The organism is Prevotella rectalis, assembly GCF_900607215.1.
In the GTDB taxonomy this organism is placed as follows: Bacteria; Bacteroidota; Bacteroidia; order Bacteroidales; family Bacteroidaceae; genus Prevotella; species Prevotella brunnea.
This window is the reverse complement of the sequence record NZ_LR027822.1, coordinates 62,507-84,487: the sequence shown is the minus strand read 5'-3', so window position 1 is coordinate 84,487 and position 21,981 is coordinate 62,507. Positions and strand designations below refer to the sequence as shown.

Sequence of the window (21,981 nt, the reverse complement as noted above, 5' to 3'; positions counted from 1 at the left end):
TATTGCTGTCCGGTAAAAATTAACTGAAAGCTCTGTATCTCTTTATCCATCGGTATTGCAGCCGTTTTACTCATCCTGGGGCTTGGTTTTCAGTTTCAAACTGTAAGCATTATAAAATGCACTTATTTTGACAAGAAAAGACCTAAAATAACCGATAATTCTAAGAAATAATAAGTTTAAGTCTATTTTAACTAACACAGATAGCCCCAAAAAAGTTTTACCGGACAGCAATAATATTTTATAACCAATTGAAAATCAGGATAATATCAACCGTAATTTAAAAGCTGGGCTTTTGCACTTCGATTCATGACCTTTTGCATTGCAAAAGCTTACCTTTTGGAAAGCAAAAGCTAAGCTCCGCACGAACAGAAAGAAAATCATACCGAAGCACTGTCATATTTCTTTACGTTCCCCTACAATCAGGTGGTGCGCTTTCTCCACATCACCGAGAGGGAAACAACGACACAAACCCTGTTGCAGGAACTTATCCATCTGACAAAAGAACTCATCGCCCTACAAGAGAAGACGGTGAGTTTAACCATTGACTTTCGGGAGAGATAAAGAATGTGCGATGAGATTATATTCCCCCAAGCATTTTTTGCAGCAGATTACCCGATGTTCGAGTTATCTGGAAATCCACCGTTTGGTTTTCTACAGTTTTTATGTCGGCTGACTTGAAACGGCATAGTGCTTCCTGGCGCTCCAATGTGTCACGGACAGGAGACAGGTCTCGTATCTGTCCTACAAACGTTCTATATGGAGATTGCAGACAAATTATTTGTCCCTTCATCTTGTCAGGACGCTTGTTTTCAAACTTAAGCAAGATGGTTATATTTGTGCTGTCTACTGGTGTGGTAGCCGTTTTGTGTATGGTAGCCGTACCCGAATATACTTGTTTATAGGGCAGGAAATAGGCTACAGCAAAAAGGCAGAGCAACACCATTCCGATGGCGGTAATGCCATAACGGATAAGCGAGGAGGGTATCTGTCCCACGATACTACGAACTTTTTCGCTACGCAGTTCAAAGCTTCGTTCTGGTTTCTTTTCTTCTTCCATATTAGTTGCCAAGTTCTAATTGATTCTTTACTAAGGCAAAATATTTACCACGTTTAGCAGTCAGTTCCTCGTGTGTACCTACCTCTACAATTTTACCTTCATCCAAAACTACAATTTGGTCGGCATCGCGAACAGTGGAAAGGCGGTGTGCCACTACTACAACTGTTTTTCCCTTGTAGAACTCCGAGAGGTTTTCTGTAATGGCTCGTTCATTGTTGGCATCGAGGGCATTGGTCGCTTCATCCAGAAAGACAAACATTGGATTCTTATAGACTACCCTTGCTATCAAAATGCGTTGTCGTTGTCCCTGACTGATGCCCTGTCCGTCCTGTCCTATCATCGTGTTGTAAGCCAAAGGCAGGGCTTCGATGTAGTCAGCGATGTTTGCCACACGGGCAGCATGACGGATACGTTCGATGTCGGGCTCATCGTCTGATATGGCAATGTTCCTCGCAATTGTATCGGAGAAGAGATACCCCTCCTGCATCACCGCACCGCATTGGCTTCGCCACCAGCCGAGGTTGTATTCACTCAAATTGGCATTGCCTATCTCGATGTTTCCATTCAGTGGCTCATAGAATCCCAAAAGGAGTTTTACGAGCGTTGTCTTTCCGCTTCCACTCGCTCCCACGATTGCCGTTACCTTGCCGTTGGGTATGGAGAGATTGATGTCGGAGAGAATATCTTTCGGACTGTAGATGTCGTATTTAAAGGATAGGTCTTTTATCGTGAGGGAATGTCCTTCGGTGGTCTTGTGCGTATAGGCGGTACGTGTCCGTTCGACATTTTCCTCGTTGGTCTCGGTGTGGATTTCGTTCATGCGGTCAAGGCTGATGCTTACGTCTTGCCATGAGTAGATAAACTGAATAAGTTGTTCCACAGGGCTGTTGAGCTGTCCGATGATGTACTGTACCGCCAGCATCATACCGAGTGTCATGTTGCCGTGTATCACGGCTGTGGCTGCAAGTACGGTAATGAGGATGTTCTTCACCTCATTGATGGTGATGCTTCCTGCCTGTTGCACTTGTTGCAGATTGAGCGATTGTAGATTGACCTTAAACAGGTCGGCTTGTACGTCCTCCCATTCCCAACGTTTGCGCTGCTCGCATCCCTGCAGTTTGATTTCCTGCATACCCCCTATGAGCTGGTAGGTAACGTTGCGGTTGCGCCCTGCCTGCTCAAAGTATTTGTAATCAAGCTGTCTGCGCTTTTTGAGAAAAAGGATAATCCAACCTGCATATAGGACTGTGCCAATGAGGAAGACGGCAAAGATACCGAGATTATAGACTGCCAGCACAACACCGAAGACAAGGAAGGTAAAAAATGAGAAAAGTAAACTAAGACTGCTCGATGTGAGGAACTGCTCTACACGCCTGTGGTCTTCGATGCGTTGCAGGAGGTCACCCATCAGTTTGGTGTCGAAGAACTTCATCGGTAGTTTCATCAGCTTGATGAAGAAGTCTGAGATGAGCGAGATGTTGATACGGGTGGAGATGTGCAGGAGTATCTTTGATCGGATAAAGTCAATGGCGGTACGACTGAAAAGAAGCATCATCTCTGCCAGCAGCACCAACCACACAAAGCCGACATCCTTTCCCCCTATACCTGTATCTACAATAGCTTGGGTGAGGAACGGGAAGACAAGTTGCAGGAGTGAGCCGAGTAACAAACCGAGAATGAGTTGCGTAAAGAAACGCTTGTATTTCTTGAGATAGCTCCAGAGAAATTTCACTCGCCTTTGAGTCGGCACTGCTTTCGTATCGTTTTGAGCATAAAACTGTTCTGTCGGTTCAAGAAGAAGGGCTATGCCCTTCTCCTCGCCGTTGGTCTTGGTGCTTATCCAATGCTCGCAGAACTCTTCCTTGGTATAGGTAACAAGTCCCTTGCCCGGATCTGCTACATATACGGTATATTTTCCTTTATTGTGCTTTTTTATCTTATAGACAACGACAAAATGGTTCTGATTCCAGTGTATAATACAAGGCATCGGATCCTCTTGGTATAGCATTTCAAAACTCAAACGTCCTCCAATGGTCTTGAAACCGAGGTTTTCTGCAGCCTTGCTGATACCAAGAAGAGAAACACCTTCTTTGCCTAAGGAACAGATCTTCCGCAATTGCTCCTTATCAGCTTGCTGTCCATAATGTTTGGCTATCATCGCCAAACAGGAAGGACCGCAATCCATAGCATCTCGTTGTCGTTTTATTGCAAAACTCATTATTAAAATCAAAAATTATTATTATTTCTCTCCTTTAATGACGGATGATTCACTGCTTGTGTTGCTGTTTATGCGTTTTGAAGCCTCCTTGTATTTTTTACCATACGATAGGTTCAGCGTAAGGTTTAAACGTATAAGATTTCTTGTTTCATCAAGATATTCATAGCGTTTGTAAGGAGCCACGCTTGAATAGTTTTCTTGTGCGGAAATATGCTTCAAAGAAAACAGATTCAGCACATCGGCAGAAAGGCTGAGTTTATTTGTCTGATAGCCAAACGACAACATGTGGCCGTCTTCATACCGATAAAGCGTTTCTCCCCAAAACCTGTCCTGCACATTCTTGCGAAACTGCCATCTCATAGTGAATTGTTTATAGTAAACAGAAACCTGACCCCCATAGTAGGGTATTGTTTTGCGGTGAGTGTATTGGTTGCCATTGCTTTTATAAAATTTTAAGCCGGTATAAACTTTGAACGACAGCAGATTGCCAAAAGGCTGCCCTCCATATTCAAATTCCGCATTATAGTTCTGAAAATTCTTGTGATTTTCCATGGTTCTGACCACCTTTTCATTATCCAGATATGTACATTCCATGATTGGCGACTTTGAATATGTTTCATTCAAGTAGAGAGCCAATGCTGTTTTTGTGAATTTATAATTGAATACCAACGCATTATAGAAATCAACCTGCGGCTTGAGATTAGGATTACCTCGCTGTACCTGTATAAAATCTATATCCTGTGAATAGTCAGAAATAGCCGAAAGTGTAGGCATTATATTAGAGACCGACCCCTGATAACGAAGTTCGATTTTTGGAGAAACGGTATAACGGACGAATAGCATCGGACGAATCGTAAAGGTGCTTTGTTTTTGTTCTCCCACATGCATCCATCGCTGGTTCAGTCCAATGCCCACTCGGCAATAAAGTTCGCTCCATGCCTTTCCCCATTGTGCATAAGAATAAAGGTTGGTCTGGCGTTGGCCTGTGTGATGCTCCTGTGTCATATCGTTTCGGACTGAATTGTAGTCGCTTTTGGTAAACTGCTGGTTGAAGTTTGCTCCAATGGTCAAAGTTCCCCAATTCTGCCTGTTCTCGTATAATTGCGACAGCGCATAGCCTTTTTGAATCTCACGGACATTACTGCAGAATTGGTTGGATTCACTTTCGTTGTCTGCCTCCTGATACAGACGGTTGTATTTCCCTTTGTTGTATTGACCAGAGAGATTCATTACATATAGTTGATTTTCTCCTATGGGCAACTGTATATATAGTTGCGAATAAGGATTTGTGGCCGATGATTTCGCATTGTCGTATAAGTTGAGTGCTGTCCCTTTATAGTGCAAATCACTGTTCCACTCTTTATACGGCGCATTTTGGATGGCAGTCCCCAGTGAAAAGTTAATTATTTTCTTGTTCTCCTGATAGTTGTAATTGAAACGTACGTTGTGGTTGTCGTATCTGAATCGTCCAGGATGCCCCAGTTCGGTTCTCGAAAAGTTCTCATTTTGCAGATTAAAGTCCTCTTCATATTCCCTGCTGAGGTGTTTCCAATTGCGGTATGCCATATTGTAGTCTAATGAAAACTGGCTGTTCCGGCGGTTGAATTTCAAGGAAATGTAGTCCTCTCCGAAACTCGTTAAAAGCCCCTGCCACAAAGAAAGGTAAACCCTTGCGCCAACTTGGTCGTTTTTGGTAATAAAATCCAAGACCACGTCTGCATTGCCATACCGTGCTTCCGGCGTGTCGTGGTATTCTACGCGCTGTATAATTTCCGGGGAAAGTGCAGCAATTTCAACGGCTGATACCTCCCTTCCGTTAAGCAATGTCTTAACGCTTCCGCCACCGTTCAGTGTCAGGCTTTTTGTTAGTGGGTCAACATTAATCCTCGACAGGTTCATCTTGTCAAGCATAACCATAGCGTCAGGACTGTTTCTTTGAAATTCATTGGGGAAAATTCTTTTGCTTCCATTTTGAAAACTTATACTGCTTCCCACAACGGTAACTTCGTCCAACGTAGTAAGACTGTTTTTAAGGAACATTGTCCCAATGTTCAGATCCTTTGTTATGCGGTCTATCTTTATTGTGTCAGTAGTATATCCGACATGTGATGCAACCACATAATAAAAATTGTTTTTTGCGAGATTTGAGAATGAAAACATTCCTTTCTGTGTTTGTACGGCAGAAACAACCGTATGGCTTTTGGTGTACAGCTCTACATTGGATTCAAGGGTGTCACCATTCTCGATGAGGACTTTTCCAATAATAGAATACTGCGCATTTATGTTGCTAAATGTGCAAACCATGAACGCGAACAAAAATAGTCTTTGCATATAGATTATATTAAAATTTCAGATAGAAGGTGTTTTAATCCTCAGTTTATCCAAATGTAAACAAATACATTTTTCTATTACTCCGTTATCTTTGTAGAGTGAGCAAATGTCAAAATTCCCATTGTCAAACATATTCTTGATTCGATAAAAGGCGCATCCTCCCATGCAAATAGGTATAAATTCGCAATCCTTACATTTTTCATCTTCAAAACAATTGGCTGATAATACATATTTTCGTATTAAATCTTTGTTTTTGAAGTCTTGATCGTTAATATAACCAATTATTTTCTTGCTATCTCCAAGTTCATTCCAACATTTATATAACTCTCCTAAAGGACCAATTAAAAAGGAGTTTAGATGAGTTGCCGAACACCCTTTACCTTGTAAAACAGGATAGAAATTGACGGCTTCTGTTAATCCATAAAACAAATCTCGAACGTCATCGTGTAATAAAGATTGACATCCCATACATTTGTTTACAGTGTCTTCTATTCGTAATATGCCTGGATATATTGTTATATTTGGATAAGAACTCCATTTTTCAAGCAACTCATTTCTGATATTCTCAAAATCTCCAACATTATCCTTGTCAAGATTAACGCGAACAGAAATTTGCGTACTAGGCATGCTTTTCAAAATACAGTCAATATTTCTAACTATTTTATCAAAAGTTCCCATCCCACTTTTTTTTAGTTTTCTCAAATTATCGTGACGTGGTTTATTGCCATCTAATGTGATTTGAATTGAGTTAAGTGGATATTTGGAAAAAAGAGAAAGCATCTTTTCATTTATCAAATATCCGTTTGTAACAAGGAAATGATGAGATATTTTAATATTTGGTATCTCGATACTAATTCTATTCAGAATTTTTTCTATAATATCTATTGCCATTAACGGCTCTCCCCCATACCATGTAATATATAGATATTCAAGATGTTTGTAACGTTTTATAAAAAGAATTATATTTTCAATTACGGCATCAGACATTCTTATGGGTCTTTTGTTCTCTTCAAAACAATAAGGACAATTAAAGTTACAATCGCTTGTTGGTGCTATTGTTAAAAGTAGTTTTTGATGGGAGAAAACTTCCATAAAATAATCCATCTTTATTTTACGGTAATAATTGGTTTCTTCTTCAACAGTGGTAATGATATTGACTGTTTTCAATTTTTGGAAAATCTTCTCTGGAATACGGCTTATTGAAGAAGGATTTTTTTTACATTCGCAGACCGAGTCATAAATTTTACGACTCACTTTATGTAGAGAATTGTTGTTTGACAAATAAAAATAGGCTTTTTCATCTGATGATAAAAAAGGAATGCAATACTTAGAAATAATAAAATCACTCATATTTAAAAATATATAAAAAGCCATATCAAATCAACAGGACTAAATCCAACTAATTCGATATGGCTAATAAAGATTATCCAAATTGTAATTGTCTTATTGTTGAATGTGTACTATTACTATTTGCAGACCCACAAGTGCAATCAGAAGGAGCTGCAATCTTGTTACTGTTTCCTGATCCACAAGTACAATCGTTACTACCGTGTTCTGTTTGTTCCGTATTGCTATTTCCCGAGCCACAATTGCAATCATTCATGTTGCTAGAAAGACCTCCATGCAACATTCCCATTAAGTTAGAATCTAAATTTTCAATTCCATCAATAATGGTGATAAAATCATTTTCTATCATAGATAGCAGTGTTTATATAATTCTACTCGTGTCGCTTTTCGAATCCGCGTCCTTTATTTCATACAGTTTCCCGAGTTATTCGGTAGGAATTACTGCATTGCAGATAACTGCAACTTCCAAGCTAATAGCTTGTGTTTTTTATTTTTTCTAAATGCAAGTTATTCTTTAATTCTTATTCCGTTCTCTTTTGTTTTTTACAAACTCCTTGCAAGGGACTTCATAAATACAGGAGCTAACTATCATACAGATAGAAGCACTGTTCCATACGAGAATCTTCCACTCTCCGGTACAAGGAGAAGAATTTTATCTCCTTGCTTTATACCCTTTGTCCTTATGAGTTCTTCCAATCCTACATAAATGGCTGCTGAACCGATGTTGCCGACAGAAGTCAGATTTGTAAACCATTTCTCTTTTGTCAGAGCAATGTTGCGAGCAGCTATTTCATCATTTAATTTCTCATAGAAAAACATTGATGATACATGAGGTATGACATAATCTATCTCTTCTGCTTTTACATGATGTTTGGCAAGTACGGTTTCGATATGGTCTACCCAATACTTAATAATGTGCTTCTTTAGCTGCCGAATGTCCTGTTTGCCCACAAGCACGGCACGTTCCTTAATCTCATTAGGAGAGAACTCTTTCCAGCTTTTGAGCCGCCCGTCCTCCTGCAACTCCGATGCCATAAACATACAGGTAGGTAGTTCGTTGGCATAGGAAGTCATATCGACCCATTCAATTTTTAGAGGACACGCTCCTTCGGGGTAATCTTGTACCAATACCGCTCCTGCACCATCAGAAAGCATGAACCGCATAAAATCCTTTTCAAAAGCCATATAAGGGTCTTTGTCAGGATTGTCGTGTGTAGCTTCATACTCCGGGTCATAAAATTTGGATACCAATGCAGGTGAAGTTAATTCTGATGCCACGCATACAGCTTTTTGATGCAGTCCTGCAAGAATATTGCTATAGCATATTTTCAATGCCTGCAATGAGGTAAGGCATACACCTGCAGAGGAAAATATTTCCATAGGATAGTTGGCTAATTCTCCATGAACCATAGACGCATGGGAAGGAAGCAATTGATCGGGTGTGCTTGTCCCACAAGCCAAAAGGGTCAAGTCGTCAGGAATATTTCCATTTTCAAACAGCCCACATACGGCTTCTTTTGCCAATTCTGCATTCGAGTGTGTTAGGCTTTGGTTTTTGTCCAACCCGTAATATCGTGTTTTAATCCCATTCTGCCTCAGTACAATTGAGCGAACCCTTGAAGGATTTCCACCAATTTTTCCGATATAGTCTTCCATATCCTCATTGGCGATGGGAGAATTAGGAAGATATGCCGATACGCTATTGATATATGCTGCTTTTTCCATAGGAATATTATTTGGTTATTAAATAGTATATTGTGTATATTTGCTCTTTCAATTCGGAAATAGAAAGTTGGCTGCTCAATGCACTTCTGTATGACAATCCAAGATATATATTTCTAATGGAAGATATAATCTTTTCTGTTTCCACAGTTTGAGTAATCTCTCCTTTCTGTTTGGCAAGCTCTATCACCTCTTTCCACTCAAGGCTCTTTCTTTTCTCGTATTCTTGAAACTTCTCTTTCCAATCCGGATAGTTGTCTTTCAGATACAAGATAAATGACATGAAATTGGCAGGAGTGACTGTGCCTTTTGTCATTATAAAAAATGATTTCATACGGCGACCGATGTTTTCTACACGATTATCAATGAAGGTCTTTAATGGTGTCGAGCTTGTAAGTTCAAGAAAGTCTGTAGCATCATTTGTCAAGAATTCAAATACAAACCTATCAACGGCATGATTGAATATATCCTCCTTATTCTTGAAATGATGAAACATATTGCCACGAGAAATGCCAGTAGCTTCCACTAAATCCGAAAATGATACTGCTGCATAACCTTTTTTCAGAAACAGCCTGAACGATTCATTAAGGATAATGTCCCTTTTGCTTATGCTTTCTTTATCTATTTGTTTTTCCATTATTTCATACTTGCTAAATTCAAAACAGAACGTTTGTTCTGTGCTTGTATGTGCAATATTATGCAAATTATTTCAATCCGCCAAATTTTTCTGATGATTTTTCCCGAAAAAGTTTCATTTTTCTCTCTTTATCTTACTTTACAGTGTAAAATAATTGATTATGAGCCTTTTTGATAGCATAATAACAACACTAAAACTTGAATAAATAAGTGCCAATAGAATTAGATGTGAATATTTTAAGGTGTATCTACAATTTATTTCCATAAAACCCCACTGTTTTCATCAGAATATATTATCTTTGCATTATCGAATTGATGTGTTCTTTGAGGCATTGCAGGATAAAGAAATGGAAAGAAACTCGCTCGTTTCCAAGTCGTAACCCATTTATCCTTTATTCGTTCTTAGTTTGTTGATTATCTGAAAGATACAAAATTCTTGAATCTTTTCCGGGCGTAATCGGTTGCGATAAGCATCTTCGCCTTTTCCTCGCTCTCGCTGAGTGGTTCGCGCCCGAGCAACGTGGCATTTCCCGTCTTGGCGAACTCCATCAGTTTGCCGATGAATTCTTCCTGTTCGGGCGTAGGTGGTATGTTATGCAGTATCTCATTTTTCTCGGGTCGGTCGATACCGATGTCCTTGGCTGTGCGAAAGTCGCATATCTCCGCATAAAAGTAGTGGGTATGAATGTAATTGGCTGATTACTAATAGAAAGCAGAATATATGATATAATTAAGGTGAACGATTAAGAAACGAGCGAGTTTCTTTTCCTTTCTTTATTCTGCAATGCTTCAAAGACCAATAGATACGGCAAAGATAGTAACTAAAAATGAAATATCCAACGAACTCAATGGATTTTACCTCTCGTCCACAGTTTTTCATACTATTCATTCCTTTTACAGGGAATTAAGCCTACAAAAATGTTAAATTTACGACAGTTGCGGTTGATTTTCACTGTTTTTCGTATTTTTGCAAAAATTATCAAACAGTTAGCAATATGAACATCATCAAGTCAGTCACCGTATTAGCACTATGTCTCTCATGCGGGCATTTATCTGCGCAGGATTCCACCTTCAAGTTAGGCATCCGTTTGGGTGGCGGCATGTCTGTCACTACTGGTCTGGATAAGATTCTTGTTCCTGAAGACTATTATTCCAATTACAGTTTCAAAGACAAGTGGCAGCTTACGCCAACAGTTGGTGTATTTGCTCAGTATCATGTCGATGGTTCCATCATAGGTGTTGAAGGTGGATTTAGCTATTGGCAGAAGGCTTCACAGCTTGTCTATAATGATAATAAGGAGTTAAACTATAAAGTTACACCTCGTTATAATTGCATTGGCGTATCTGCTCTGTTGAAGATTTATCCTTGGCGCAAAGGCTTCAATATTTCAATTGGAGGACGCGCGGGAGCTAACCTTAATGGCAAGGGCATATCTTACGAGAGTAATCAAGAAGAAAGTAAGTTTACAAACTATCATTTTGCCACTGTCGATGAGACGGAACGTCTAATGAAAGAGAAGTTAACAGGGCAGCCAGATATTGCCGTTGGCGGTGGTTTTGGATATGAAATTGGCAACCACTGGGCTTTAGATTTACGTTACTTTCACGGATTGAACTCTACCATTAAGACAGAACGTAATGACTATAACTGGGCAGAACATTCAACCCATGGACAGAACATAGAGCTAAGTATCAGCTATCTTTTTAAACTTTAGCCCTTATGAGTTTATCTATGAAGGACAAGAGCAACAGAAAAAAACGTTATATTCTGGCAGGAATCTTTCTTGGCATAGCTACTCTTTTTGGTATAGAACGTTGTGTTAATGACGAACCAGAGTCTGTGCAGCGTATAGAACAAAAGACAGCAGACAAGGCTCCATCACAATCTTCTACACCACATGTTTCTTCTTTAGACAAGACAAATGTGCAGAAAGATTCGGGACGTTCATATTGTGTATATAATAAGCTGGGGAATGTGTCCCGAAACGTTACAAGTATCAATACAAGGAGAATTAAAAAATCAAGCAGGACAAGAAAAACTGCTAATGGCAAACATTCCTCGTCAGAGCAGCCTATCCTTTCTCCATCGTTATCAACTGACGTTTCATCTGTAAACGATAAAATAGCCATTAGAAAACATGAGATGAGCGAACCAGACAATGAACCAACAAATCTGGAAACAGGTGAACATGTTCTTGACAACTCTATGAATAGCCAGCCCACCATAGTAGAGGAAATTCCGAAAGATACATCATCTTTGATAACTTATTCTTTTCCTCACTATCACCTTTTTCGGATTGGACTCAGAGCAGGAGTAGGTTATTCCAGCATTTCAGGATTAAGCAGTATTATTGAGAACTATGACATACGCCCTACTTTCACAATGAGTGAACGTGGTGGTATCAGTCCTCGTATTGGTGTCTTTGGCACATGGCAATATCGTAGATTAGGTGCTGAGCTGGGCATTGATTACACCCGTATTCTCAGCAAGCTGACAGAGCATAAGATACCTGAAAATGTAACCGAGACTACACGATTTCATTATAATTTCATTACTCCACAAGTCCTGCTTCGTTTCTATGCTTTCCCAAAGTTCTATATGGGAGCAGGAATTAGTGCCGCTATTCCGTTTGGCAGCCGTAATATCGACTTCACCAATGACCGCATTGGAGAGGTATACCGACAGCAGGCTGAACGTACCCAGGATCATCTGAGAGAATCTGTCAAAGCACGAGTAGTATTCATTCCTACTATAAAAATTGGCTATGTTGATATAAAGAACGGTCTTGAGGCAGGACTGGAATACGGTTTCGAATTTAATGATATGCTCCGCACCAGTGCCAATGACTATGGCTATCAGGAGCGTATGAATAATCTTCAGACTGTCAGCCTTACCATTGGTTACAGTCTTCCTATTGGCAAAGCTAAATAAGCAGCATAACTACAATCATATTAAAACGGTCTTTAAATGAAACATAAATACCTCACAGCAGTTTTCTTCTTTCTATTCACTCTTTCTGCTACTGCTCAGACCCCTGGTGGTGTAGATAAGCCAATGGTATGGTCACACGATTCTACCTCTGTCTGTGTCTCTGCTGGTGCTGGACTTACCTATATAGGCGTAAGTAAGGTATATGGCGAAAAGGAGCAGGCAATATGGTCTCTTGGAAGCGGAAAAGCTATTACTCGTATGCAGACAACTAAACGTGCTGCAAACCTTGGCGATGGTACTTTCATGAATTATGCCAAGGACTCGCTCCCTGAAATGCGACTTTACAGCTATACGACCTCTTCCAATATGGGCAATGGTCAGACGCTGCATATCGGTCGGAATGGGAATACCAAGCTACCTGTAAAGAACCTTGATGGTAGAACTGTTGAGTATGCCGTCTTCGATCGCCGCCTTTCCGATACAGAACGTTGCCGTGTGGAAAGCTATCTTGCATTGAAATATGACGTGACTCTTCGCAGCAGTTACCTTAATTCAAGAAGCGAGGTCATTTGGAATGGTTATACCAACAAAGCCTATAGTCACCATATAACTGGTCTTATCTCAGACAAGGCTTCTGCCTTACATAAGACAAGAGCTAAGAGCTGTGAGGATGATGGTTTTCTTGCAATCAGTATGAGCAAGTCTCTTGAAGATGGTGAGAGTATTCTTTGGGGTGACAACAATGGTAAACTTTCTTTCCGCCAGAGTAAGGCTTACGGCAAGTGGCTCGGGAGACGATGGATGGATACTGCAACACGGATTGACAAGCCTAATGTTGATGTTGTAGCTGATGGAAAGCAGCTACGCCAGATACAGCCTCTTGCAGAAGGCGAGAGCTACTATCTTGCCGTTGATCCTACAGGAACGGGTAGCTTTTCTGTCAAAACTCTAAGCTATCATAAGGCAAATACGACAGTTGGTGACAGTATTGTCTTTAAGAATATACCATTAGGAAAACGTGATGTCTTCACGCTGCGAGCTGCCAAAGATATGTTTACGACAATAGAAGTAAAGCAGCCAACGGAGAAGAGCGGTAGTACAGGAACACTTTCTGTCAGAGTAACAGGTGGTATTGCCCCTTACAAGATGACCCTACAGAGAGACCACATGTCTGTTTTCAACCGTACTACAAGCGACAGCATACAATCTGCTGACAGACTCATAGAAGGGAAATACCTTCTTACGACGACAGATCATGTGGGCAACAAGGCTGAGAATGAGTTTCAGATTTCGAAGACAGGTATCACAGAGATTCCTTCCATGAACCCTTCTGACGGAAGTAGTGACTTCTTTGCAAATGTAAGTGTAAGTCCTAATCCAACGACGAATGGATATGTCGGTGTGCAGGTGGAACTAAGTGAAGCAGCTCCATTGGATATGGTACTCTATACGACGGGTGGAGCTCTTGTCAGTCGTCAGACTAATATGCCTGATACATATTTCTCAACCAAAGTCTATCTTCCACAGACAGGTGTTTACTTATTGACACTGCAAAGTGGTAGCAAAGAAAAGACATTTAAACTGGTGAGGAAGTAAATCTCATTTTTATTTTATAAAATTTTCCAACGCAAGTATATATATTGAGGACCTTTGGGTCTGAAACAAAATAGCAAGAATAATGAAGTATTCTACACATTCACTCCTCCTTCCTTTCCTGTTGCTGGCAGGAATCATACTAAACTCCTGTAATGGTGGAAGTAGTCGTTCTGCTAAAGAAACAGTAATCAGTGATTCTACATGTACTGATACAGTCTCTTCTGTACAAAAAGATAGCATTTCCCGAAAGGCTACTTCCTTACATACACAAGTTAAGGACAGTGTACAGAACTCTTCTGTGAAGAGATTCTCCAAAGAAGTCGCAAGAAAAGAAAAGGGGAATCGTGTAGCTATTCACAAGGCGAATAGGAAATCTGCAAGACTTTTTGCAGACTTAGGCAAACGTACCGTCAGCAAGTTCTTTACTAATTCCGACAGCGATACACTCAATGTTGGGCGTGCTCAGCTTGCCGTTCCACGTGAGGCTATGGCAAAGGGTAAAGTTCTTAGTATTACACCACTTAGAAAAGGTGAACTACCAACCTTGCCTACGGGTATGGTGAATGTTACAGGTGGCTGTGACACCTTAATGGCAAGAACTGATACGGTGTCAGGTTATCGTTTCTTACCTCATGGTAATCACTTCGTCCATCATCTGGCAAGTATCTCAGTACCTTACGACAGCACGTTGATTCCGAAAGGCTATACTGTAGATGATATTCACACCTATTACTATGATGAACTGCACCAACGCTGGACAATGCTCCAGTCAAAAGGTATTGATACTAAACGTGAGGTGGCAATGGCAGAGACATCACACTTTACGGATGTCATCAACGGTATCATCAAGGTTCCAGAGAGTCCCGAAACACAGAATTATGTCCCTACAGGTATCAGTGAGCTGAAGGCTGCTGACCCAGCAGCAGGTATTCAGCAGATAGAAGCCCCATCAGCTAATCAGAATGGTACGGCAACACTGTCCTATCCTTTCGAAGTTCCTGCAGGGCGTAATGATATTGGTGTAAGTGCCGGCTTACAGTACAGCAGTGAGGGAGGCAGTAGCTTTGTAGGCTATGGATGGAGCCTTCCTGTACAGAGCATTGACGTAGAGACCCGATGGGGTGTACCACGTTTCGATGATAAGTCAGAAAGTGAGAGCTATCTCCTCATGGGACAGCAACTCAATGACCGACTCTATCGTAGGACCGACTCTTTGTCACGTCAGACTGACAAGCAGTTCTATCCAATGACTGAAGGCGGGTTCAGTAGGATTATCCGAAAGGGTAACAGCCCGAAGAACTATTACTGGGAAGTGACTGGTAAGGATGGTACAGTCTACAGTTATGGTGGTCATGGTGGTCGTGTCAGTGATGCTACTTCTCTTACCGACACCAAAGGGAACCGTATCAAATGGGCACTTGACCGTGTTACCGATGTTCACGGAAACTTTGCCGCTTTCCATTACATGAAATCTGGCAATAACCTTTATCCTGAACGTTATACATGGACAGGATTCGGGGAGACGGAAGGACTGTATAGTATTGAGTTTGATATTGACTCTATAGCCACAGATCGAAAAGATGTGACGAGTCGCGGAAGACTTGGCATTATGCAAAAGGAAAAAGGGCTACTCCGTAAGGTCACTGTGAAGAATAATGGTCAGCAGCTCCGCAGTTATACCTTAAACTATGAAGAAGGGCCGTTTGGCAAAATGCTGCTAAAGAGCATTGATCAGAACGATAGTAGGGATGGTAAGGTTGCTACACAATCCTTTGACTATTACAATGACCTCAAAAATGGGCTTTTCTCTTCTAAGGCAGAGATATGGAAGGCCGAAGGAGAAGATTACGAAGCATTCCTCAGTCATTCGGTTCGTGGGTGTGATGACAATCTTAGTATTCTTGGTGGTGGAGCTTCAAAAAGCCACACTACGGGTTGGGGAACAATGGTAGGTATTGGCTTCGCTGCTGGAACAGTAAATATTGGTCCATCTTTCTCTAATAGTAAGAGTTCAAATTCAGGTAAAGTTGCTTTTGTAGATATTGACGGTGACGGACTGCCCGATAAACTCCTCAAACGAGGTAACAGACTTTTCTACCGTAAGAACATGAGTGCAGATGGAAAGAATTTACTCTTTGGAAAAACAATATTGATATCAGGAGTAAAGTCTTTCTCTGATGGAAATAGTACCAGTCACTCTTTTAATGCTGATGCAGCTATTGAATTTGGTATTTCAAGTAAACTTAAAGCCTCTGCTGGAATTTCTTATACACATTCAAAAGACCAAGATAAGACTACCACCTATCTTTATGATTTCAACAGTGATGGACTTACAGACATAGCTGTCAATGGTCAGGTCTACTTCAATCATATTGTAGACGGTAAACCTGTATTTAGTCCTGCAAGTAATGTGACTGCTAATCCTATTATTGGCGAAGGAGCACCTATTGATAAGCATTTTATTCCAGACTATAAGGTTATCCGTGACTCCCTGGAAAAGGAATATCCCCTGAATGATGCCGTCCGGATGTGGTGCGCACCTTTTGCTGGCAAGGTCAACATACAAAGTACTATAAAAAAACTTAGCAATCAAGGTGATGGTATCATCTACAGCATTCAACATGAGAGTGATGGCTTCATGGTCCGCGACTCTTTATTACAAGCTGGTAGCAAAACCAACAATCTTAATTGTGATGTAAAAGTAGGAGACAGAATTTTCTTCCGTCTTCAGTCCCGATATGATGGTGAGGATGATAAGGTCCTTTGGAATCCTATAATTACTTATGTCTCTTTACCTGTTGGCAAGGATCGGTATCTGTCAGAAGACTTAAAAACATATAATAGCAAGACTGATTATATAGAGGGTGAAAACAATGTTGCTATATTTAATCGTACTGGTAAGGTTACGCTTCACGCTCCTTATATGAAGGGGAAGACTTCTGATGATGTTACACTTATCGTTACACGATTGGATCATAATGGTGAAACAATTGTAAAACGACTTAAACTTCCTGCTGATAGTGTAGTCAATGGCTCCTACGATTATACTGATAACATAAATGAGAAAGATTCTGTTTCATTCTTCTTTGAAATCACAACTACATCCCCAGTTGATTGGACAAAGGTACAATGGGCAGGTAACTATTTCTATGAGACGGACCAAGACCGTGTACGCTTTGTGGCATCTCGTAGGATGTTTAATAAGCCTGTCAGCATCGCAGAGCGTAAAGACCTAAAACAGGATGCAACGGTACGGAGTAGAAAGTACAGACCAACGCTTTCTATTGTTCCTATGCTCTCTGTCGTACGCAAGGACAATAGAAATGACATAGATACAGCTACTGTCTATCTGACCTTACACAATAAGGATGGAATTCCAGTATTGCATCACACCTGTCGTTTGAAAACATCCAATACGCTCCAAGCAGATACTATCGTAGTTACAGACACAACACTTATCAAACGATTGAGTTTAGGCAAGATAACGGCAACCTTTGCCATAGAGAATGAATTGGCAAGTGTGAGACAGGCTAAAGTAAACTTCCTTCGAGACAGTCTTTCTTATCAGAGTGCAACATCAATGGTAGTAACAGGTGAACAACGTGTACTTGTTGATACATTAGAGGCTTGTGTATTCTCTGGGTATAACTCTGTTGATTATGGAAGGCTCTATCGAGGATGGGGACAATTCGCCTATAATGGCAATAAAGCCTATGCTACCCAGCCAATAGAAGTATCAGCACTGACCATTGACAGGGATAAATATAAGGATATAGCCGAGCATTATAAATCTACACACGATGGCAATCAACTTGCAAAGAGTCTTACTCCTGTCAACGAACAGCGCTTCTTTGTTATGGGATATGATGCAAACAAGAGGATGTATGTTGGTGGATCTGAGCATGTCTTTATCTCTTTAGATACAATCTGTAGTTCTCGTATCGGCGAGGATGCTATTATAATTGACAGTGTTCATTATGCTAAAAATGCGGGCGAATTGTCTGCACCTGTACTTATGAGTGAGTCAAAGAGTAATGGCTATGGTGTAAGCGGTGGAGTTTCTTATGCAGGACTCAGTGGCAGTAAGAATACACAGACTTCTTATAGCAAGGTGGCTCTAATGGATATCAATGGTAATGGTTATCCTGATTGGTTAGAGGAGGTAGATGGCAATATTGTTACTCAATATACCAATGCAACTGGTACACTTGGGGCAGGTCGCATGAAATTAAATGTCAATCGACCAAAATTTAAAGCAAGTTCTTCTACTATAGGAGCAGATGCAAGTCTATCAAAACGGGCTTCGTCAAAGAACGCTTTAGCTATCAGTATCAACCCTAAACCACAAGACGATGAAACTCAAAGTGGAGGTGAAGGTAGGAATTCTTCCAATGGTAATGCTATCTCCAGTGTGTCAGTGAGCGCAAGTGGAAACTTTACTTCTGGAACTTCTCATACAGAAAGTGATTGGACTGACCTCAATGGTGACGGACTTCCTGATATGCTCTTTGATGACAAAGTAAAGTTTGGTCTTGGATATAACTTTACAAATGAAGAGAGTAGCGGTGTTACATCATTGGAGTCTTCTGAAAATAGCACATGGGGTGCAGGACTTGGTACATCCATTGAAGTACTTGGTAATGCCGATATATCCTTTGGCGTCAATGGAACGAAGACAACAACAAAGTACAATGTGTCTTTTATAGATGTTAATGGCGACGGTTTACCTGATATGGTAACTCGTAGTGGTGAAAAGTTCACTATAATGTTGAATACTGGGTCGGGATTTATTCCTTATTCCGAAGAGCAACAAGGTAGTTTCAATGAGTCATTGGCAACGTCCGTTTCTCAATATGGTAATTTTGCTGTCTCCATCCCAATACATATTTTGTTTTTAAAACTAAGGTTTACAGCTAAGGTTACCAAATCTTGGTCAAGTGGCGTTAGTTTTACAAGCGCAGCCTTGAGAGATATTGACGGTGACGGACTACCTGATCTTATCATATCTGATGGGGCAAAGCAGCTTGTTGTTTATCGCAACCTTACGGGCAGAACGAACCTGCTGCGCTCTGTGACACTTCCTTTCGGCGGACATATCAATATCGGGTATGAGCAGACAACTCCAAGTTACGATTTGCCAGGACGCCGCTGGGTGATGTCATCGGTTGAGACGACGGGTGGATACAAAGAGAACGGAGCAATACGAAGCAGGAACACCTTTGAATATAGTGGTGGCTATCGTGACCGCCGTGAGCGTGACTTCTACGGTTTCAAGCAGGTGCGTACCAATCAGATAGACACTGAGAACGGTGACAGACTCTATCGTTACTCCGTACAGACTTATGGTAAGAACAGGGATTACTATGCGCATGGACTTGTTACGAGCGAGTATCTCTATACCGCTGATGGAAAGAAACTGCAGGGTGCTGTCTATGACTACGACCTAAAGACACTCGCCGTTGGTAATAATACGACAGATGCTGTTGTCTTCCCTGCCCTAAAGACACTCGTTCAGAGTAACTTTGATGTAGATAGTGGCGATAGTCTGGCAGTTGCTGTCAGCAATACTTACGATGACTATGGTAACCTGCAGGGATATAAGGAGACAACAACTGACTATAGCTTAGAGGCAAATATCAACTATCATAAGATAGCAGATAAGTATATTGTCAGTGTTCCGAGCCATATCACTGTCAGCAGTAGCGGTAAGACTTATCGTGAACGCAGCACGAAGGTGGACGGCAACGGTGAGATAACGGAGATCATGCTCCATAACGGTGACAAACCTTCTGTCTATAACATGACTTACGATGGCTATGGTAACATCACACGTATGACGAAGCCGGAGAACTACAATCATCAGCGTATGTTCTATGCTTATACGTATGACGACCGCTATCATAGTCTTGTGACAAGTGTCAAGGATGCATACGGCTATAGCTCCAGCACGGCTTATGATGGTCTTTGGAATGCTCCGTCTGTAACGACCGACCTTAACGGGCAGAAGATGGAATACACCTACGATGCCCTGGGCAGACAGATGACTATCCGTGCTCCGTATGAGATAGAGAGCGGTCAGCCGTTCACCATCCGCTTTGAGTACTTCCCTGCAGAACGTAAGGCGCATACCATCCATTATTCCAAGGAGGGGAACATTGACACCTATACCTTTGCCGACTCGCTGATGCGTGCCGTTCAGACGAAGCAGACGGGTGTGGTTTGGTCTGGTGGCAGCAATCAAAAGGTCTCCATCGTCAGCGGGAGGGCTGTTATCGACGCCTTCGGACGCAGCATTGCGGCTTATTACCCAATGACGGAGAGCTATGGTAACATCGGCACTTACAACCACGCTACAGGTGATCTGCAGGCAAAAACGGAGTATGATGCGCACAACCGTACCACGAGTGTTACGCTTGCCGACGGCAGTGTGACACGTACGGCTTATACTGTCGGCAGCCATGACGGTGAACCGATGCTCCAGACAACAGTCACGGATGCACTGGGACGACATGCGGAGAGCTATACCGATGCCAAGGGGCACAACCGTGAAACGGTGCAGCATGCTCGTGGTGAGGATATCACGGTGAAGTACAGCTATGACCCTGTCGGTCAGGTGATTACGGTTCAGCATCCTAACGGTAGGGAGACGAAGTATGCCTATGACTTGCTTGGTCGCAAACTGATGGTGAACCATCCTGATGCTGGTGAAACGGATATGACCTATGATGCGGCAGGTAACCTCCTGACGAAGCTTACGGCAGAGCTTAGGAAGTCGATATCTGACAAGGGTTACATCTCCTACACTTACGACTTCGAGCGACTCCATGAGGTACTTTATCCAGAAAATCTCTTTAATCGTGTTACTTATACCTATGGTAAAGCTGGCGATAAGTATAATCGCGCTGGTCGTCTTGCCCTCGTTGAGGATGCGAGTGGCGGTGAAGCGTATTATTACGGCAGACAGGGTGAGGTGACGAAGACCGTCCGTACGGTCATGGCGAGCGTGGCGGATATTAGGACTTATGTCTATGGTGCTACCTATGATAGTTGGAACCGTGTGCAGTCGATGACTTATCCTGATGGTGAAGTAGTTACTTATCACTACAATGCTGCTGGACAGGTGGAGAGCCTGACGAGCAATAAACAGGGACGTCAGAGCGTTATAGTTGACAGGATAGGTTACGACAAGGAGGGTCATACGGTCTATACGAAGCTCGGTAATGGCACGGAGACTACCTATACCTACGATAAGCAGCGTGAACGTCTGCAGGTGATGAACCTTACAGCGGACGGTCAGACTGTCATGGAGAACAGGTACCAGTATGATGCTGTGGATAATATCCTTGGTATTACGAATGCCGCCAACCCAACGTCGCTGACGAAACTCAACAAGGCGAAGCTGGGAGGAAGGAGTTTGCATACGTATGAGTATGATGAGCTGAACCGTCTTATTCATGCAAGCGGTAAGGCTAAGCGTGCATCGTATGACATGGTGATGTCGTTCGGACGGATGAGTGAACCACTGACAAAAGTTCAGAAGGTGGACTCAACGACAACTGCGAAGTCTTATAACTTTGCTTATAAGTACGAGGACAGTAACCATCCGACGGCTCCAACGCAGATTGGTCATGACCATTACACCTACGATGCCAATGGTAATCCAACGCTGGTAACGAACGACTCTACCAACACTACCCGTGAGATGTATTGGGATGAAGACAACCGCCTGATGGTACTCTCTGACAATGGTAAGACGAGTCGTTACACTTACAATGCTGTTGGTGAACGCATCATGAAGAGTTACGGTACGATGGAAGGTGTGTATATCAATGGTGCACCGCAGGGTATCACCTTCCACGAGACGGACAACTTTACGCTTTATCCGGCAAGTATCCTCTCTGTCAACAAGAACAGATTCACGAAGCATTACTTCATTGGTGACAAACGAGTTGCTTCAAGGATAGGGACAGGTCTTTTTAATAACGTCTATGGACGCAACGGATCATACGTAACCGCTGGTCAGCAGGACTATGCTGAACGTATGAATCAGATTCAGAAGCAGAAAGAGGCATACTATAAGCAGCAAGGCATTGCCCCTGGAGTACCTACAGAGAAGGGTGCGTATGGTGATCCAGAGAACAC

The 21,981-nt window shown here is 41.8% G+C and carries 11 protein-coding genes and 2 pseudogenes; 5 read left to right on the top strand and 8 right to left on the bottom strand.

Annotated elements, in window-relative coordinates:
- Positions 1–414: 414 nt before the first annotated feature.
- Positions 415–561 (top strand): annotated as a pseudogene (locus E0E16_RS13605) (plasmid mobilization protein); the annotation flags it as partial.
- 16 nt (positions 562–577) lie between these two features.
- Here the strand turns inward: E0E16_RS13605 and E0E16_RS08680 are convergent.
- From E0E16_RS08680 to E0E16_RS15000, 8 genes and pseudogenes are all read right to left on the bottom strand, one after another.
- A complete protein-coding gene (locus E0E16_RS08680; RefSeq protein WP_130829990.1) occupies positions 578–1,057 on the bottom strand; it encodes a hypothetical protein in 480 nt (159 codons plus the stop codon).
- Between the two features lies 1 nt (position 1,058).
- The gene (locus tag E0E16_RS08675; protein WP_130829989.1) at positions 1,059–3,275 is read right to left on the bottom strand and encodes a peptidase domain-containing ABC transporter; all 2,217 of its coding nucleotides are present in this window, start codon (positions 3,273–3,275) and stop codon (positions 1,059–1,061) included.
- A gap of 21 nt (positions 3,276–3,296) precedes the next feature.
- Complete coding sequence (locus tag E0E16_RS08670; protein WP_036885199.1) at positions 3,297–5,606, bottom strand: peptidase associated domain and porin domain-containing protein; 2,310 nt, start codon at positions 5,604–5,606, stop codon at positions 3,297–3,299.
- Between the two features lie 18 nt (positions 5,607–5,624).
- Positions 5,625–6,956 carry a radical SAM/SPASM domain-containing protein gene (locus tag E0E16_RS08665; RefSeq protein WP_181951340.1) on the bottom strand — a complete coding sequence of 444 codons (1,332 nt, stop codon included), beginning with the start codon at positions 6,954–6,956 and terminating at the stop codon, positions 5,625–5,627.
- A gap of 73 nt (positions 6,957–7,029) precedes the next feature.
- Positions 7,030–7,302 (bottom strand): hypothetical protein, encoded by a 273-nt coding sequence (locus tag E0E16_RS13600; RefSeq protein WP_036888032.1) that lies wholly within the window; start codon positions 7,300–7,302, stop codon positions 7,030–7,032.
- Positions 7,303–7,541: 239 nt separating this feature from the next.
- On the bottom strand, positions 7,542–8,678 hold the full coding sequence (locus E0E16_RS08660) for a StlD/DarB family beta-ketosynthase (RefSeq protein ID WP_130829988.1): 1,137 nt from the start codon (positions 8,676–8,678) through the stop codon (positions 7,542–7,544).
- Positions 8,679–8,685: 7 nt separating this feature from the next.
- On the bottom strand, positions 8,686–9,312 hold the full coding sequence (locus E0E16_RS08655) for a TetR/AcrR family transcriptional regulator (protein ID WP_004338736.1): 627 nt from the start codon (positions 9,310–9,312) through the stop codon (positions 8,686–8,688).
- A 413-nt stretch (positions 9,313–9,725) separates the two neighbouring features.
- Positions 9,726–9,983, bottom strand: a pseudogene (locus E0E16_RS15000) (hypothetical protein); the annotation flags it as partial.
- Between the two features lie 323 nt (positions 9,984–10,306).
- Between E0E16_RS15000 and E0E16_RS08645 the strand changes: the two are divergent.
- The 4 genes from E0E16_RS08645 to E0E16_RS08630 all read left to right on the top strand — a co-directional run.
- Positions 10,307–11,026: a porin family protein gene (locus E0E16_RS08645; RefSeq protein ID WP_130829987.1), complete on the top strand. Its 720-nt coding sequence runs from the start codon at positions 10,307–10,309 to the stop codon at positions 11,024–11,026.
- Between the two features lie 17 nt (positions 11,027–11,043).
- Entirely contained in the window at positions 11,044–12,243 is a 1,200-nt protein-coding gene (locus E0E16_RS08640) for an outer membrane beta-barrel protein (RefSeq protein WP_130830622.1), read from the top strand.
- A gap of 36 nt (positions 12,244–12,279) precedes the next feature.
- The gene (locus tag E0E16_RS08635; RefSeq protein ID WP_130829986.1) at positions 12,280–13,839 is read left to right on the top strand and encodes a T9SS type A sorting domain-containing protein; all 1,560 of its coding nucleotides are present in this window, start codon (positions 12,280–12,282) and stop codon (positions 13,837–13,839) included.
- Between the two features lie 82 nt (positions 13,840–13,921).
- Positions 13,922–21,981 (top strand): SpvB/TcaC N-terminal domain-containing protein (locus tag E0E16_RS08630; RefSeq protein WP_255418161.1); only part of this gene is annotated, 8,060 nt, incomplete at its 3' end.